Source organism: Streptomyces sp. P9(2023) (genome assembly GCF_032436795.1).
In the GTDB taxonomy this organism is placed as follows: Bacteria; Actinomycetota; Actinomycetes; order Streptomycetales; family Streptomycetaceae; genus Streptomyces.
Genome location: NZ_JAUPWM010000006.1, coordinates 126,047 through 142,774, shown reverse-complemented (window position 1 = coordinate 142,774; position 16,728 = coordinate 126,047). Strand labels below are relative to the sequence as shown.

At 70.8% G+C, this 16,728-nt stretch carries 11 protein-coding genes and 3 pseudogenes; 6 read left to right on the top strand and 8 right to left on the bottom strand.

Going from position 1 to position 16,728, the window contains the following annotated elements; genetic code table 11:
• Positions 1-318: 318 nt before the first annotated feature.
• The gene (locus Q5762_RS11520) at positions 319-1,977 is read left to right on the top strand and encodes an amidohydrolase (protein ID WP_315891914.1); all 1,659 of its coding nucleotides are present in this window, start codon (positions 319-321) and stop codon (positions 1,975-1,977) included.
• Here the strand turns inward: Q5762_RS11520 and bla are convergent, their stop codons facing one another.
• Entirely contained in the window at positions 1,978-2,919 is a 942-nt protein-coding gene (bla, locus tag Q5762_RS11515) for a class A beta-lactamase (RefSeq protein WP_315891913.1), read from the bottom strand.
• A gap of 179 nt (positions 2,920-3,098) precedes the next feature.
• Here bla and Q5762_RS11510 point away from each other — a divergent pair, with 179 nt between their 5' ends.
• Complete coding sequence (locus Q5762_RS11510; RefSeq protein ID WP_315891912.1) at positions 3,099-5,825, top strand: hypothetical protein; 2,727 nt, start codon at positions 3,099-3,101, stop codon at positions 5,823-5,825.
• A 58-nt stretch (positions 5,826-5,883) separates the two neighbouring features.
• Positions 5,884-6,225 carry a hypothetical protein gene (locus tag Q5762_RS11505; protein ID WP_315891911.1) on the top strand — a complete coding sequence of 114 codons (342 nt, stop codon included), beginning with the start codon at positions 5,884-5,886 and terminating at the stop codon, positions 6,223-6,225.
• A 151-nt stretch (positions 6,226-6,376) separates the two neighbouring features.
• On the opposite strand, the gene Q5762_RS11500 is transcribed toward Q5762_RS11505, so the two are convergent.
• Positions 6,377-8,314 (bottom strand): OmpL47-type beta-barrel domain-containing protein, encoded by a 1,938-nt coding sequence (locus tag Q5762_RS11500; protein WP_315892067.1) that lies wholly within the window; start codon positions 8,312-8,314, stop codon positions 6,377-6,379.
• On the opposite strand from Q5762_RS11500, the pseudogene Q5762_RS11495 reads away from it, so the two are divergent.
• Positions 8,313-9,262: pseudogene (locus Q5762_RS11495) on the top strand (multicopper oxidase domain-containing protein). The gene Q5762_RS11500 and the pseudogene Q5762_RS11495 overlap by 2 nt on opposite strands.
• 557 nt (positions 9,263-9,819) lie before the next feature.
• On the opposite strand, the pseudogene Q5762_RS11490 reads toward Q5762_RS11495, so the two are convergent.
• From Q5762_RS11490 to Q5762_RS11480, 3 genes and pseudogenes are all read right to left on the bottom strand, one after another.
• Positions 9,820-10,044 (bottom strand): annotated as a pseudogene (locus Q5762_RS11490) (transposase); the annotation flags it as partial.
• Between the two features lie 228 nt (positions 10,045-10,272).
• Positions 10,273-11,337 carry a 5-methyltetrahydropteroyltriglutamate--homocysteine methyltransferase gene (locus Q5762_RS11485; protein WP_315891910.1) on the bottom strand — a complete coding sequence of 355 codons (1,065 nt, stop codon included), beginning with the start codon at positions 11,335-11,337 and terminating at the stop codon, positions 10,273-10,275.
• Between the two features lie 281 nt (positions 11,338-11,618).
• The gene (locus Q5762_RS11480; protein WP_315891909.1) at positions 11,619-12,224 is read right to left on the bottom strand and encodes a TetR/AcrR family transcriptional regulator; all 606 of its coding nucleotides are present in this window, start codon (positions 12,222-12,224) and stop codon (positions 11,619-11,621) included.
• 89 nt (positions 12,225-12,313) lie between these two features.
• Here Q5762_RS11480 and Q5762_RS11475 point away from each other — a divergent pair, with 89 nt between their 5' ends.
• Positions 12,314-12,727, top strand: a complete 414-nt coding sequence (locus Q5762_RS11475) for a DUF4345 domain-containing protein (protein ID WP_315891908.1) — start codon at positions 12,314-12,316, stop codon at positions 12,725-12,727.
• A 199-nt stretch (positions 12,728-12,926) separates the two neighbouring features.
• Here the strand turns inward: Q5762_RS11475 and Q5762_RS11470 are convergent, their stop codons facing one another.
• From Q5762_RS11470 to Q5762_RS11460, 3 genes are all read right to left on the bottom strand, one after another.
• Positions 12,927-13,955 carry an aminoglycoside phosphotransferase family protein gene (locus Q5762_RS11470; RefSeq protein ID WP_315891907.1) on the bottom strand — a complete coding sequence of 343 codons (1,029 nt, stop codon included), beginning with the start codon at positions 13,953-13,955 and terminating at the stop codon, positions 12,927-12,929.
• Positions 13,956-14,076: 121 nt separating this feature from the next.
• Positions 14,077-14,712: a GNAT family protein gene (locus Q5762_RS11465; protein WP_315891906.1), complete on the bottom strand. Its 636-nt coding sequence runs from the start codon at positions 14,710-14,712 to the stop codon at positions 14,077-14,079.
• Between the two features lie 91 nt (positions 14,713-14,803).
• Positions 14,804-15,628, bottom strand: a complete 825-nt coding sequence (locus Q5762_RS11460) for an alpha/beta fold hydrolase (protein ID WP_315891905.1) — start codon at positions 15,626-15,628, stop codon at positions 14,804-14,806.
• An 815-nt stretch (positions 15,629-16,443) separates the two neighbouring features.
• On the opposite strand from Q5762_RS11460, the pseudogene Q5762_RS39950 reads away from it, so the two are divergent.
• Positions 16,444-16,707 (top strand): annotated as a pseudogene (locus Q5762_RS39950) (DUF4240 domain-containing protein); the annotation flags it as partial.
• Positions 16,708-16,728: the final 21 nt, after the last annotated feature.

Genomic DNA, 16,728 nt, shown 5'->3' with positions numbered 1-16,728 from the left:
GTCCGAGTCCTCAGGGTCTGACCCCGCCGGGGTCTCACGTCCGCAGGCTGTCGCCTGGGGTTGGCGCCCGGGTTGCCGCCTGAGCGGTGGTCGCTAGGCGACGCCCGCACCCGACCACCGTGCCCCGTCCCCGACCACCGCGCCCGGCCCCCGAGACCACCCTGCCCGGACCCGCCCCGGCTACCTCGCTGCCGCCATCCCGGCGCCGCCGCCCCTGAACCCGCAGCACCCCCACCCCACTCGCCTGTCTTCGACCCCACACCCCACACCCCACACCCCACACCCCTCGCCCCCAACCGCCCACCCCCTGGAGCTGAAGTGCGAACCTCCCTCGTCCTCCTCTCGGCCCGGCTGCTCGACCCGGTCACGGGTGATGTCCTGCCGGCCACCGCCCTCGCCGTAGCCGACGGCCGGATCGCCGCCCTGGGTGACGACCGCGAGATCCGCGCGCTCGCCGACTCCTCCACGACCGTGATCGACCTCAAGGGCGCCGTCGTCACCCCGGGCCTGACCGACGGCCACCTCCACCCGGTGTCCGGCGCCGAACTCACCCACGGCCTCGACCTCTCCGCTTGCACCGACCTCCCCTCCCTCCGCGAGGCCCTCGCCCGCGAGGTCCGGACGCTCGAACCAGGTGCCTGGCTGTTCGGCTGGGGCCTGGACCCGAACGCGTTCGGCGACCATCCGGTCGAGGCCGCCGCACTCGCCCCCGTACTGGACGGAGTACCCGCACTCCTCCAGCTCTTCGACGCCCACTCCACCCTCGCGAGCCCCCGCGCCCTCGAACTCGCGGGCATCGACGGCCCGCGGACGTTCGACCAGTCCGCCGAGATCGTCTGCGACGAGCAGGGCAGGCCGACCGGCCTCCTCCTGGAGGACGCGGCCTGCGAACTCGTCGAACGCGCCGCGCCCCAGCCCACCCACGCCGAACGCCGCGACCGCCTCGCTGCCGCCCTGCGGGCCATGGCCGCGACCGGCCTGACCGGCGGCCACGCGATGGACGCCAACGGCGACAGCCTCGCTCTCTACGCGGAACTCGAAGCGGTCGGCGACCTGCCCCTGCGGCTCCGCGTCGCCCCCTGGTGCCAGCCCGGCACCGACGAGGCCGGGCTACGCGCCCTGATAGAGCAGCAGGGCACCGGCGGGCAACTGTGGCGCGTCGACGGCGTCAAGCTGTTCATGGACGGGACCATCGACAACGGCACTGCCTGGCTCGAACACCCCGACCGCCACGGCGAGTCCACCCACGCCTTCTGGCCCGACCCCGACGCCTACACCCGTACCATCGCCGCGCTGCACCACGCCGGTGTGCCGACCGCCACCCACGCCATCGGGGACGCCGCCGTACGCCACGTACTCGACGCGGTCGAGAAGGCCCAGGCGACCACCACCGGCGCGAAAGACGGGAAAGACGAGCAAGACGGGAACGGCGGCGTCCGGCACCGGATCGAACACATCGAGAGCGTGCCCGACGACACCCTCCGCCGCTTCGCCGAACTCGGCGTCGTGGCCTCGATGCAGCCCACCCACTGCTGCGACTTCACCCGCGCCGACCACACCGACAACTGGTCCCGCCGCCTCGGCGAGGAGCGCGCCTCGCGCGCGTGGCGCTGCCGCGACCTGCGGAAGTCCGGAGCCACGGTCGTCCTCGGCTCGGACTGGCCGATCGCGCCCTTCCCGCCCCTGGGCGTGATGGCGGGAGCTCGGCACCGCCGCCCCACCCGTGACCTCAACCAGCCCCCGCACCGCCCCGACCAGGCACTGAACGCCCTGGATGCCCTCCAGGGGCTGACGACCGGTCCCGCGTTCGCGGCGGGCGAGGAGCACCGGGCGGGCCGGCTCGCCGTCGGTTACCGCGCCGACCTGACCGTCCTCGCCGACAACCCGCTCACGACCTCCGCGACCGCCCTCGCGGACCTGCCGGTCCTGCTGACCGTCCTCGACGGCCGCATCACCCACCGGGCCACCGTCCTCTGATCACTTCAGGGCGCGCGTGACCGCCGAGGCCGCGTCGGCGATCAGCTGGTTGTCGTAGCGGTCGTCGACGCGGTGACGGTTGGACAGCACGGCGACGACGATCGGGGCCCGGCCGGGCGGCCACAGGACGGCGATGTCGTTACGGGTGCCGTACGTACTGCCCGCTCCGGACTTGTCGCCGACGACCCAGCCCGCGGGCGCACCGGCGCGGATCAGCTCCGCGCCGGTCGTCGTCGTCCGAAGCCAGGTCGTCAACTGCTCGCGCTGGGGCGGCCGTAGCACGTCCCCGAGCACGAAGGCGCGGAGATCCCGCGCGAGCGCGCGCGGGGTGCTCGTGTCCTGCGTCGCACCCGGCGCCCACTGGTTGAGTTCCGGCTCACGCCGCTCCATGCGGGTGACGTCGTCGCCCAACTCCTCGAGTACGGCGTCGAGCGCACGCGGCCCGCCGAGTTCGTCGAGGAGCAGGTTGGCGGCGGTGTTGTCGCCGTGCCGGACGGCGGCGTCGCACAGCTCGTTCAGGGTCATCCCGGTCTCCGTGTGGCGTTCGGTGACGGGGGAGGGGGGCACCAGATCGCTCCGCGAGTACGTGATCACCCGGTCCATGTCACGGGGCGACCGGTCGCGCAGCACCGCCCCGGCGGCGAGCGCCTTGAAGGTGGAGGCGTACGGGAATCGAGCCCCGTCGTTGTACGCGACCTCCCGGCCGCTGCCGGTGTCGATCGCGTACACACCCAACCGCGCATCGTACGAACGCTCCAGCTCCCGGAACCGCGCCCGCACGTCCGATGCCCCGCTCGGTGGCGACGCGGACGAGCCTCGTAACACAGGGGCGGCGTCAGCGGGGGCAGGGGAGTCGGCGCATCCGGCGAGCGGCAGAAGCGCGAGCGCGGGCAGCGTGACGAGAAACCGATGCCGGAAACGGGGGAATCGGTTGAGCGACATGACGGAATCCTCTGATCGGACGAAGGGACGCCAGGAAGGCCGGGTGCGCGCGGCGAACAGCACACCGCGCACCGAAGGTTGACAACCCCATCCCACTCTGCCACCCTCCACGCGCCACCCGACCGTGCGCCGCACCCGCGCCCCGGGCGTTGTCAGTGGGCCGTGCGACGATCGGGCACATGATCGCCTCGCTCGACGCCCTGTTGCCCACGGCCGGTACGCACGCCTCGACCACGTACGCGGACTGGGCCGCCGCCCACGACCCGGACGCCTCCGCCGCGGCCCGTGACCTCGTCGCGGCCATGGCGGGCGAACTCAACCGCACCTGGACCAAGCCCGGCCGCTTCGTCGACGCGATGGCGACGCGGGCGCGCCGGCTGCCGCCCGCCCACCTGCCGTGGTTCTGGGACACCGTGGGCCACCGGCTGATCGGTGGCGGGAGCCGGCCGGGCGGCCGGGCGTACGCGGCGGCGCGGGCGGCCGAGGCCGAGCACGGTCTGCCCGTGGACGCCGCCTACCGCCGGGCCAACGCCCTGCTGTTCGCCAAGGGCGGGGCGATGCCGGCGAAGGAGTTCGCGGCCCATCAGCGGTTCCTCGCCGAGACGTTGGAGCCCACCGCCGCGCACGCGGCGCTGGACGCCTTTCTCACCGCCTGGGTGAGTTCGCCTGCGGACCTCCCGTCGGACCTCGTGCGTCGCGTGCGTGCCTCGGCGAAGGAGGCGAGTCTGGGTGACGCGGAGGCCGCGCGGCTGGTGGGCGCGATCCTCTCCGTCACCCGCGAGAAGTCGGTACCGGACGCCCTGCTGAACGCCGCGGCCAAGCTCTTCGCGGCTCACCCGCCCACGGACGCGGTCGCGGCCGGCCTGGTGGAGGTCTTCCCGCAGAACGCCACCGACGGCGGGCCGTGGCTGCGCATGCTGATCGCCTCGGGCGCGACAGCGGCGATGGAGTCCGGCCGGGTGGCGCCGCAGGGCGGGCTGCGCCACTGGGTCGGGAACTGCGTACGGATGTACCAGTACGCGGCCCAGAGCGGCGGCGGTGTCGCGCGGCAGCCGCTACCGGCGGAACTGTTCGACGTGATCGGCCGCCTGGGACCGCGCATGGGTGCGGAGGGCGGCGACGCGCTGGCCCTGCACCTGACGCGACACCACTACCAGGGCCTCGACGCGGACGTGCTGGACGCGTGCCTCGCTACCGGGGTCGAGGTCGAGGACCCGGGCCCGGAGGCGCGCCTGCGCTTCTGGGGAGAGCGGTCCCGACGGGACCTCGCCGCGCTGGCCGCCGACCCGGTGTTCGGCCCGCGGCTGGAACGCACGGTCCACGCGACGCTGCTTCCGGACTGGTCCATCAAGCGCGAACGGCAGCCGGGTTCGGCGGTGACGCTGCTCCCGGGCAATGAGGGCATCGCCCGCCAGGTGGCCCGCCGGGTCGGCAAGCTCATCGACACGGTCGCGGGCGGCGGCATGGCCGGCGCCGAGGAGGCGCTTTTCAAGCTGGAGTTCCTCCTGGACCCCCCGACCACAGCGGCCCTGACCGGAATCGCGGACGACCTTGCCGCGGCGGGCGCGGCGGGCGCGGCGGGCGCGGCAGGCGCGCTCCGACGCTCCCTGGCGGCCGGTCTTCCGGAGGAACTGGCCTGGCCGGCCTTGGAGTCGGTGTACGCGGACTTCGCGGCGAGCAACGAGGGGCCACAGGAGGGCCGACTGCCCGGGGTGGCGGGCGTGACCACCACCTGGCCGCTGCTGACGGTGTTCGGCAGGGACAGGGCGGTGGCCGTGGCCCCGGACGGGGTACGGGCCTCCTGCCGGTTCACGGTCCCGCAGGAAGCGACCATGTTCGCCGTCCACTACGTGGGCGGATCCTTCCTCGTCAGCTGGACCGAGAAGCCGAACCCGAACTACTGCGACACCGCGGTGTGGGCCGACCGCCCCGAGGAGCCGTTCACCCCGGACCAACTGCGCGGACTGGTCCCGTTCGGCGGCAGCCTCGACGGGGCGTACGGCTTCCAGTTCGAATCCGCGGACGGGAGCGGCCGGCACAGCGGCACCCGGATCCTGCGCCCGGGCGGCCGGGAGGGCATCGACAGCGACGAGCTCCAGCTCTCCGACGGCTCCACGATCTGGACCAACGCCGTCTACGGGAGGCGGCCCTGGGAGTCGGTGGACCAGGCCAGCGGTGAGCGGCAGGCCGCGACACCACTCCCGGACTTCCCCGGCCGCACCCCGGAGGGCGACCCGACCGAGACCGGCATGACCCTGGCGCATGAGGCCCTCCAACTGGCACCACTCCCCGCCGGCCTCTCCGACTCCCCGCTGGGCAGCCGGAACGGCCTGGTCGGCACCCGGATCCTCTTCCGAACCCGCCACCGCGACCACGCTCCCGACCACTACCTCGTGGAGAGCATCGACGGCCGCACGGCCCGCTTCGACATCGACCGCCCCGGCCAGGAGCCCTGGGGCCTGTGGTCGCCACCGGAAGGCGCGGCGGAGGACGTGGTCCTGGCCGAGTCGAAGACCCGTACAGGAGTTCGTGCGTACACCGCCGACGGCACCCTGCTCTGGGAACTGGACGGCCACGACTCCCTCCGTATCTCCCGGGTCAACGAGTCCCGCCAGGCCACTGTCTCCGGGGGAGTGGCCCTGCCTCCCGCCTTCTGGTACCTCCTCCGAACCCGCGACCAGGCCGGCTCCCGAGCACTGCGAACGGCGGACGAGCAGACGGCGACGACCTTGCTGACGGCCGCCCTGACCGATCCGGAGACCCTGCGCGAGGCAGTGTCCCAGGAGTTCCCGGCCATCACGGACCCGGTACTGACCGAAGCGGTCGTAGCGCTGTCCGCCCGAGCAGCCCAAGTGGAAGAACGCCGCCGTACCCTGCACAGCCGCATCACCGAACCCGGCGACTGACCCCGCATCACCCGTGCGACCCGTGCGACCCCGGACGAACGACTCAGGTGGTGGGCATATGAACCAGAAGACCGAAAGCACCGCCGGATGCCTCCTCGCAGGCCTCGGCGCGATAGCCGGGCTGCTCGTGTGGGCACCGCGGGCCGCGTTCAGCATCGACGGCGGGTTCGAGGGCCATGCCCGCGATCTGAGCGTGCTCTTCGTCGATCTGCCGCTCATCGTGCTCGGTGGCATCGTGATACCGCTCTTCAGCTGGACGCTGGCCGTGCGATCGACGCGTCGCCCCTGGATCGCCGGGCTCGCGACCCTGTCCGCACTCGCTCTCGGGGTGTGGGGGCTCACCGAGTGGTACACGCCCCGCCAGCACCCGGACCCCGGCTACACCGGCCCCGGGCTCTGACGGCCGACCGTGCGGGACATGCGTCGGCGCGGTCGGCCGACCGTGGCAGAACCGCGCCGCGATGGCCGGCCGGCCGCGCCAGGAGCTCCCCGGGTCGAGGCCCGGGGAGCCCTCAGCCCTCCCGGGCCTCAGCCCGATCGGGCAGCGGACATCACAACTCCTTCACCCGGATGTTCCGGTACGAGACGACGTCCGTCGTCCCGTGGACCTGGAGGCCGATGTAGCCGGAGGCGTACCGCCGGCCGTCCGTGCCCGGGTCGTCGGAGCGCGGCGGCTCGTAGACCTGGCCACCGGTGTTGTCGAACTCATTGATCAGCTTGCCGTTGCGGAAGACCGAGTAGTGCTGGCCCTCCACCCGGATCTCGTAGTCGTTCCAGGTGCCCTTGGGAGTGACCCCGGCGCCGGCGAGGCCCACGCGGTCGAAGCCGTAGACCGAACCCGACTTGTACATGTCGCCGTCGGGCCGGTCGAGGACCTGGATCTCATGGCCGTACTTGATGGCGACCCACTCCGGACGAGACTCTTCCGGATTCCCGTGGACGTACGGGAAGCGTACGAGGACACCGCTGTTGGCGTTGCCCGCGCCGGGAGCGTCGTCGCGCCACTGGAGCTTGAGCGAGAAGTCGCCGTACTGCCGCTGCGGGAACCACAGCATGCCCAGGCCCGGCACGGTGGTGCTGCTGGTCATGGCCCCGTCCGCGCTCAGCGCGAACTTGCCGCCACCGACGTGCTGCCACTTCGAGAAGGTCGCCTCGGTGCCGTCGAAGAGGTCGCGGTAGCCCTCGGTCTGGCCCGGCTTGCCGATGCCCGACTGCTTGGCGGCGCGGTAGATCTTCCGGTGTTCGCGCGTGTCGATGACACCGTCGGCGAGCAGCCGGTCGACCACCGTGTCGACGTGCTTGAGGAACAGCGCGTGCGACGACCAGTCCTTCTCGTCCTCGATGAGCTCGTTGATCGTGCAGCGCCTGTTGGTCATCCGGTTCGGGATGCCGGTGTCGACCGTCCCGACGATCACCGTCAACCGCTCGTCGAACTCGGGACAGTCCGGCGCCGGCACGCCGCCGCCCTCGGCGATGGTGAAGGCGACGCTCTGCGCCACGGACGTGTTGCCCGCCTTGTCCGTGGCCCGGTACAGCACCGTGTGATGGCCGACCCGGTCCTCGATCACAGGCACCGTGTACGCCAGGTACGGGCCGCCGTCCAACGAGTACTCGATCCGCTCGACGCCCGAGTCCACGTCGTTCGCCGACAGGGTCACCGTGGCGCTGGTGATGTACGCGCCGTCGGAGTCCTGAGATCCCGCCACCGAGGCGGAGGCCAGCGGGGCGGTGGTGTCCGGGTCGGGCTGCGTCACGACCGTGAAGTCGACCGACTTCGCGGCGGCCGCGTTCCCGGCCTTGTCCGTCGCCTTGAAGCGGACGGTGTGCGTCCCGGCCTGGTGCACCATCACGGGCGCGGTGTACGGCTGCCAGGCGCCCTCGCCGATCGCGTACTCGATGGTGTTGACGCCCGACCCGGCGTCGGACGCGGTCACCGTCACCGTGGCCATGTCCAGGTAGCGGCCCTGGGCGTCCTGCTCACCGGTCACCGTCGCCGAGGTCTCGGGTCCCGTCGTGTCGTCCGTCGGACGGGTGACGACCGTGAACGCGGCCGTCTTCTCGGCAGCCGTGTTGCCGGCCTTGTCGCTCGCCCGGTAGCGGATCGTGTGCGCGCCGACCTGGTCGACGACGACGGGCGCGGTGTACGGCAGCCACGGCCCGTCGGCGCCGACCGCGTACTCGACCTTGTCGACCCCCGATCCCGCGTCGGTCGCGCCGAGCGTCACCGTGGCCTGGCCGACGTACGCGCCGTCGGAGTTACGGTCCCCGTCGACCTTCGCGGTCGTCTCCGGAGCGGTGGTGTCCTCGCCGCTGCCCTCGGTGACGGTGAGGATGCCCTGCATCTGGCCGTGCCCGGGGATCGTGCACTTGAAGAGGTACCGGCCCGGGGTCAGCGTCACCTCGGCCGTGTGCCGGCCGCCGTTCGCGTCGCTCGGGTTGGCGGTTCGACGGCGGAGGATCCACCGCGCCGCCGTGGCCGCGACCGGTATGACATCGTTGTCTCTGGCTTCCACCTCAACTGCTGCCCCAGCTGCCACACCAGGAACTGCCCCGGCGGGGGGCCAGATACGCCATATGACGCTGTACGCAGAGAAGTTGGCGGACGGCCGGATGGGCTACGGGCTGGAACAGGGCAAGGCCACCGTGCCAGGCCCGTGATCGAGCTCAACGAGGGCGACACGATCCACATCGAGTTCCACAACCTGATGGACGCCCCCGTGAGCCTGCACCCGCACGGCGTGGACTACGACATCGCCAACGACGGTACGAGAATGAGCGGTAGCCACGTCGAGCCGGGCGCCACCCGCACGTACACCTGGCGCACCCACGCCCCCGGCCGCCGCCCCGACGGCACCTGGCGCCCCGGCAGCGCCGGCTACTGGCACTACCACGACCACGTCGTGGGCACGGACCACGGCACAGGCGGCATCCGCAAGGGCCTGTACGGCCCGCTGGTGGTGCGCCGCAAGGGCTACATCCTCCCGGACAAGCAGTTCACGATCGTCTTCAACGACATGACGATCAACAACCGCCCGGCGGCGGACCCACCCAACTTCCAGGCGACGGTGGGCGATCGGGTGGAAATCATCATGATCACGCACGGCGAGTACTACCACACGTTCCACATGCACGGCCACCGCTGGGCCGACAACCGCACGGGCCTCCTGACCGGCCCGGACGACGTGAGCCAAGTCATCGACAACAAGATCACGGGCCCGGCGGACTCCTTCGGCTTCCAGATCATCGCGGGCGAACACGTAGGTGCGGGCGCCTGGATGTACCACTGCCACGTCCAAAGCCACTCGGACATGGGCATGGCCGGCCTCTTCCTGGTAGCCAAACCGGACGGCACCATCCCAGGCCACGACAGCCACACCCCCCACCACACAACCGCAACCCCCCAGAACCAGCCCGCACCCCCCACCCACGCCCACTGACCGGCCGGACCACTCCATGGGTACGCGTCGACATGCGCAGCCGCCCCGGACCGATCGTCACCGAAACCGCCGGTGGAGCGGAGGACGTGTGTCGTGCTCCCTCGGTGGCGACGGCGAGGAGGATCGAGGACTACCGTGACGGCGGCCGTCCTGGACCCGCCGCTGAAGGGTGTCCGGTTGACCACAGAGCGGCCCGCACACCGTACGAGGAGGTGGCGGAGTGGCCGAGCAGCACGAGCGTGCGGACCGACTCGTCACGGCGCCAGGCCCCGAACGGCCTGCCCGGGTACGTCCGGCCCGTCACGTCCTTCAAGGTGCACGCCTCGACGGACAGCGCGGGCGGGAGCGGCTCGGTGACGGGCGTGCTCGCTGCCGCCGTCGCCGAGGACGTACGCAGCAGCCTTCGCTGCGGTGGCGCCCGGGTGTGGGAGACCGACGTATGGCCGTGTCGCGGTCCGGCAGGACCGAGAGACGAACGCACCCGGGAACGCGATCGGCGAGAACGGCCGGCTGCTGCCGATGCCCTGCGCCCCGACCGGCCTCAGCTTGTTCCTTATCTACCAGGACCTGCCAGGCTTGCCGATGGCCTTGAGGGTCTCGGGGCGTCTGACGGTCTTGCCGACGTCGTAGCCGGGCGCTCGGTGCTTGTTCTTGGCGTCGGGTGTCTGTCCGGGCCCGGCGCCTCGGGGTTTGGGAACACGGGTGGGGCAGGCGAGGTGAGCGCGGATGTTCCTGAACCCTCGGACCCGGGCCGGGGTGAGCCGGTCGGAGGCGGTGGGCCTCCGCACCTGGGCCACGTGCTGAACACCTCGAAAGGGCGGGCACGGCAGCCGACTGTCGTCGTTGCTACACGGCCGGCTGGCCATCGAAGGAACCGCTGACGATGAACGCCGAGCCGATCCGGCGACGTTTGTCCTCCCCGGCGAGGTGAGAACGTCCGCCCCGCCCCAGGTCGGGGCGGGGCGGACGTGGGGGGTGGGGGGCCTTCACGGCGGCGTGAAGGCCGTGGGTCACAGGCCGAGCTTCTCGGCGGCCATGCGGGTCCCCCTGACGCGTGCTTCGATCTTGGCGAAGACGATCTCGCGGGACGTGGAGGTGTCGTCGGCGTACGGTGCGAACCCGGCGTCGTCGCAAGTACCGAGCCGCTGGACCGAGATGTACGAGGCCGCTTCCAGCACCCGTTCCTCCACCTCCTCCGCGGTCTCCACACGGGGGTCGATCGGATCGGTCACGCCGATGAACAGCCGCTGGTCATCGGCTGAGTACTCGCTGGCGACTTTGAGTGCCCGCGAGGGTTCGGGTTCGCTCGCCATCTGGAGGTAGAAGTTGCCGGCCTTCAACCGGAAGAGCTCGGCGAGCAGTCCCGTGTAGTCGACGTCCAGGCTGTGGACGGAGTCCTGGTCGGCACCGGGGTGGGTGTGCACTCCGATCCTGGCTCGTTCGGCCGGGCTGAACCGGCCGAGCACCTCGTTGTCGAGCGCGATGAAGTCGCGGAGCAGTTCCCCGCTCGGGGACAGCCTGAGTGCCAGCCGCCCGTGGCCGTAGTCGAGCTGGACGGAGTCGGCGCCCGCGTCGAGGCAGCCGCGAATCTCCTTCTCGCTCTCGTTGGCGAGGTCGCTCAGGAAGGCTTCGCGGGAGTAGCCGGAGATGGAATCGGCGGGGTAGAGGAGGCTGAGGAAGGAGGGCGCGACGACTGTCTGCTTGACCGGACGGCTGGCGACCTTGAGTGCGGCGCGCAGGTAGGTCTGCGCGAAGGTCCCGTACGTGAACGGTCCGGAGGTCAGCCGGGGAAGCTGCCGGGTGTGGCCGTCGGCGTAGGGGATGACGACACCGTCCGGAGCCAGGTTGGCAAGCCCGGTCAGGGGATAGGTGTACGCGCTGGGCTTGGACTGGTCGCCGTCCACGACGACGGGGCTGCCCAAGGCCTCCAGCCGACTGACGGTCTCGCTCACGGCCCGTTCTTGAAGCCGCGTCAGGCCGGCGGAGTCAAGTCTGCCGGCGGCGTGCTCGGCCATGCCGTCGAGCAGGTACCGAGGTCGGGGGATGCTGCCCATCGGTTCTGTGGGGATGCTCATACCGGGGACCCTAGGGCTCCCACCTGCTGCGACACACCACATCGGCCTGCGCCTGGGGCGAGTGGGCTCTCTTCACCACCCGATCGGGCGGTTGCCGCACGTGGAGCATTTCCAGGCCAGGCCAGTGACGGGGATCCTTGAAAACGGCCGGTACCGCTCTGCGCTTTGCCTCGCCGTCGCTCCCGAACCGGATGAGGTGGCGGGGCCGGTTCGCCGATAATGCGCTGAGCTCCCTACGTGGTGTTTACGTCAAGCCCTTTGACGCCGCACCGGGCTCCTTGTCATGGCCAGTCAGGGGCGGGGTCCTCGGTGAGGAGCGGTCGGAGGGCGCCGAGGACCGCACCGATACAGACGTCGCGCAGCTGGGTGCGCGTACAGGTTTCCTGGGTGAGCCAGTCGACGCAGAGGACCTGGACGAAGACCAGCCAGCTCTTCAGTACGCCGGACACGGCCTCGCGGGCACTCTCGTCCGCGAGTGGGAGGACGGTCAACAGCCGTGCACGGAGCGCGTCCAGCTCGTTCGTCATGATCGTCTGGATCACGGGGTCGCCCGCGAGGACCCGGTTCGCGGTGAGGACGGCGTTGCGGTTCGCCACGAAGTAGTCGAGATGGACGTCCAAGCCCTGAATGAGCTGGTCCACCAGGGAGTCGGCCGGGTCGAACCGCGTCTCGGCGAGCAGCTGGTCCGCCGCCTGTTGGTAGATGGCTGCGAAGAGGGCGTGCTTGCTGGGGAAGTGACGGTAAAGCAGGGCCCGGGAGACGCCTGCCTGCTCGGCGACGTCTTCCATCAGCACATCGGCGTAGGGGTGTGCGGCGAAGAGGCGTGCGCCGACGGCGAGGAGTTGGGCGCGGCGGTCGGCGGGGGTGAGTCGCTTGCGGGGAGGCACTACCGCATCTTAGTTGACATACGTCTATTAGCGCGCCAGCCTAGTGGACACACGTCAACTAAGCGTGGCTGGGACGACTTGGAGGGGCTATGGCCAGGGCTCTGCGTACGCTCACACTGATGATGGGCTGGGCCTGCGTGGCGATCGGCCTGTTCCACCTGGCGCTCGGCAACGCGGCGACCCCCGGGGTCGGTTCCGCCGGCGCGACGGTCGACAGCTGGGGCCGGTTCATGGGTGCCGCTTTCGTCGGCTACGGGCTGGCCTGGATCTGGAGCGCGCGGCAGCGTCCGATCCCGGCTCGGGCGGTGCGGTGGCTGGCCGGCGTCTTCCTGCTGGGCGGCTTGGGCCGGCTGCTCTCGCTCGCCGTGCACGGCTGGCCGCACTGGTTCCAGATCGCACTGGCTGTGATCGAGCTCGGGCTGCCGCCGGTCTTCTTCTGGCTGGCCGACGCGGAGGAGCGGATCATGCGCAGCGATACGGACAGCGTGCCTGCAGGGCGATGAACGACCCCGAACTCCAGCTCCAGATCGAACACTCGGGCGGGCAATGACGCTGGGCGCCGACTCCTGCCGCCTCGTCCTCATCGCCACCCGCGCCCGCGCCGAGCAACAAGCCATCACCTGACCAACACTGTCGCCGAGTGCGATACAGGTCAGCCTGCCAGGGACTCGCCGAGGGTACTTGCGGGTGTCGGTCGGCCCTCTATGGTCGCTTCGTCGGGACTGGCTGAAGCCCGGGCCAGCGCGCGAGCATGCGTCGGCGCATGGCGGCGCTGAGGCTGCTCATGTCGCTGAGAGAAGCGTGGTCGGCCGTCATCCGGCTGACGACACCGAGCCGGTGGACGAGCCGTTGCCGGGCTGTCGCGGTGCCCCACTTCCAGTCCCGGTGCGGAATCCGGGCCAGGTGATCGGTGCCTTCGCGGTGTGCCCGCTCAACCAGCCCGTCGCCGCGGAGCAGCCAGCCGGCACACGCGTCAGTGAGGTCATCTTCGGTTTCGGAGCCGGTCGTGGCGCGCCACACATCGCGGTATGCGCTCTCCGCCCGTTCCAGCAGCGGCTCCGACGCTGAAGTGACACACCAGCAGGTCGGAAAACCGATGCGCAGATAGGCGAGCTCCATCAAGCCGCTGCCCAGTGACGCCTGCTCGAAGTCGATGAATCTGATCCCCGTGGCGGTGTGGAGATCATTACCCGGACAGGGATCCCCGTGGAGCAGGGCATGCCCAGTCGCCCGGTCGAGCCGGTTCACGAGGTCATGCAGTTCGCCGGACACGCCAGGCCCGACAGGAACCTCCAGAGCCACGGCCAGCCGCAGGAAAGAGTCGATATCGGCCTGGTCCGGGCCCTGCCACCGGGGGAGTACCCCCACGTCTTCCGGACGGGCGGTGGCATGCAGCCGTGCCAACCCGCCTGCGTAGTCGACGATCCAGTCGGCGGCCGGGCGTCGGTGATCCAGATGCTCCAGGACCAGAATCCGCTCGCCGGGATCGGTGGCCAGCAACGCGGGCACCACCGGAGTCTCAGCTCGGGCGGCGAGCCGCAGGGCGGCAACCTCGCGGGCGTATCGCTCGTCGGCATCATGACCGCCGACGACCTGCTTCACCACCGCCGTTGTCTCTGGCAGCTCGACGCGCCACACACGCGACCGAGGGCTGCTGCTCAGTCTACGAGCGCGTCGGGGCGATCCCAGCTCGGCCCGTAACGCGTCCCCGAACGCCAGTCGCGACCACATGGGCTCATCCTTCCACGCAGCCGAACGACGGTGCGGCTGCTACGTACAACTGGCCGTCCTCCTTCACGCCGCCGAGACCCACCACCCCGCAGCGAGAGCAGGGAGCCTCTGCCCCGTTGGGCTACTGGGCGGGGGCTGATAGGTCCCAGGAACGGGGCCGGGTGAGTGCCTGCCACTCGTCTCGGAGGAGGGCCAGCACTGCGACGTCGTACCGGCGGCCGCGGTGCAGGCAGGCGGAGCGGCGGACCCCTTCCTGTACGAAGCCGGCCCTGGCCAGGACGCCGAGGGCGGCGCTGTTGGTGGTGTGGGTGACGGCCTGGACCCGATGCATGGGCAGTTCGCCGAAGGCAAGGTCGACCAGTGCGTCCACGGCGTCCACCCCGTATCCCTGGCCTCGGTGGTCGGCGTCCAGCATCAGCATGATGTCGGCCGTACCGTCGACGAGGTCCTGGTCGGTCAGGGCGATATGGCCGATCGGTGTGCCATCGGGTAGCAGGACGAGGAAGTCGTCGCGGTCGTGGTCGTCGCGGTCGCGCTCGATACGCTCGCGTACGGCTGAGAGGGTGCGCGGCCACATGCCGATCTCATGGGCGGTCGCGGGGTCGGCACGCCAGCCGTGCACCAGCTCCGCGTCATCGACATCAAGCGGGGCCAGGGCGACGCGCCTGCCCCGCCAGGACACCTCCCGGAGCGACCCCGCCTCCCGGTCCTCACTGTCGCCACGTCCCGTCCCAGCGTGTACCGCGTCCTCGATCATGGGCGGATGCTACGCGCCGACAGGACGCCTCAGCCAAGCAATTCCCGGCTATGAAGCGCCGTGGCCGTCACCACATCGCGCGGTCCGTTTGTCACGTGCCCGTAGGGAACGGGGCGGTGAGGTAGGCCATGAGTTGTGCGGGGGCGTCTTCCTGGAGGAGGTGGCCGGCGCCGTCGATCCAGTGCAGTTCGGCGTGGGGGAGGCGCGCGTGTAGCCAATGGGCGTACTTCGGGGGGAGGATGCGGTCCTCGCGGCCCCAGATGAGGCGTACGGGAAGCGACATCCCGCCCAGCAGGGTCTCGTAAGCGGCGGTGTCCTTCTGCCTGATCTGGCTGTACTGGCGGTAGAACGCGGCCTTTCCCGCGGCCCCGCGCCATGGGGCGAGGAACGCTTCGAGGACTTCCTGCCGGAAGCCGATGCGCGTGGCGTGCCGCAGGTGGCTGGCGACCAGCGCTTCGTGGGCGTAGTCCGGCAGCTGCTGGAAGACGTCCGTGTGTTCCAGGATGAGTTGGAAGAGCCCTCGCTCCCACTCGCCGCCGCTCACCGCGTCGAAGAGGGTCAGGTCGCTGTAGCTCCGTTCCTCCAGCAGCAGGGTCCGCAGTGCCACGGCTCCGCCGATGTCGTGGGCGACGACGCTGGGGCTGGACAGCTCCCAGTGGTCGAGCAGCCGGGCGAAGTTCCTGCCGTGAGCCGCCAGGCTGAGGTCCTGGCCCTCGCGCTGGTCCGACTGGCCGAAGCCGAGATGGTCGAAGACGTAGACCGTACGGGTCTGGGCGAGGGCGGGAGCGATGTCCCGCCAGAGGAAGGAGGAGTACGGGGTCCCGTGCACCAGCACGACCGGTTCTCCGCTGCCGAGGGCCTTCCACCGGACCGTTCCGTCAGGTGTCTCGAACTTCTCGCCCAGTGTCCAGGTCATCCTCGGCCTCCTCTTCCACGGTATGACGAGCACCTTTCACCAAGAGCACGCCCTTGCTGCCGTGGCGCGAGGGCGACTGCATCCCGAACTCGTCAACACCACCCCTCCGTAGTACTGGATGCCCCCAAGCCCACGGCAGCGGGGCCGCCTGGCCGGCTGAACGCCCCGGGGTTGAGGTTGTCCGCCGTGACCGCGACCGCGACCGCGTTCCGTTCCCTTCCGTGACCGCGATGCCGTATCGCTGGGATCGAACTGCCCTGGAGCGCCGGCGTCGTCAACCGGACCAAGATGCACGCGAGTTCGCCCCGCCCCTGCGCTACCCGGCCCGCGCCCTCCGCCACTTCACTTCCTCGGCAGCCATCGGGGGCTGCACGCTGTACACGTCACCGACTCGCAGTTCGTCCGGCGTGCTGTACTCGCCGTAAGTGCCCAGGGCCGGGCGAATCCGCGGGGCCCAGGCCGACCCCCCTCCGCACACCGAACACCGCCAGTGCCCCCGCTCCGTGACGGCGGGCAGGGGGTATGAGGCGCCCCACCGCAGGTACAGAGCCACCGTACGCCCGGGCCCGGCCCGGGGTAGAGATCGGACTGCCCTCGTGTCTGAACAGCGCAGGGGCCCGTTTTCCCCGGGAGTGAGGTATACCGGCCCGGGCCGCTGCTCGACATCCGACCTGCGAGTTCGGCCTTCCGGCCCTCGCCAGGGGCGGCAACGGTGCCGACGACTGCTGCGGACAGCCGAGTACGACCGTCACCATCCGCCGTCGTTGATGTCAGCTTTGGATGTCAGACCGCCGTGACATTCTGCGCCCCTGAGAATGACATGGGCCGACTTCTGGGCGCTGATAGCCACCCTGAACGGTGAGGCCACCCACGCGAACTGCCGGCGCCTCGCCGAAGAGCTGGGCCGCCGCTCCGTCCCCGACATCATCGGCTTCGCGGAGCGCCATGCCGAGGCTCTCTACCGCCTGGATCAGGAGAAGTTCGGCACCCTGCCGGTGGTCGACCTGACGGCCTGGGACGGCGGTCCCTTTCCTCAGTCGTCCGACGTGTTCCTGTACACGCGCTGTGCCGTAGTGGCCGCGGGGCAGGCCGTGTGGGAA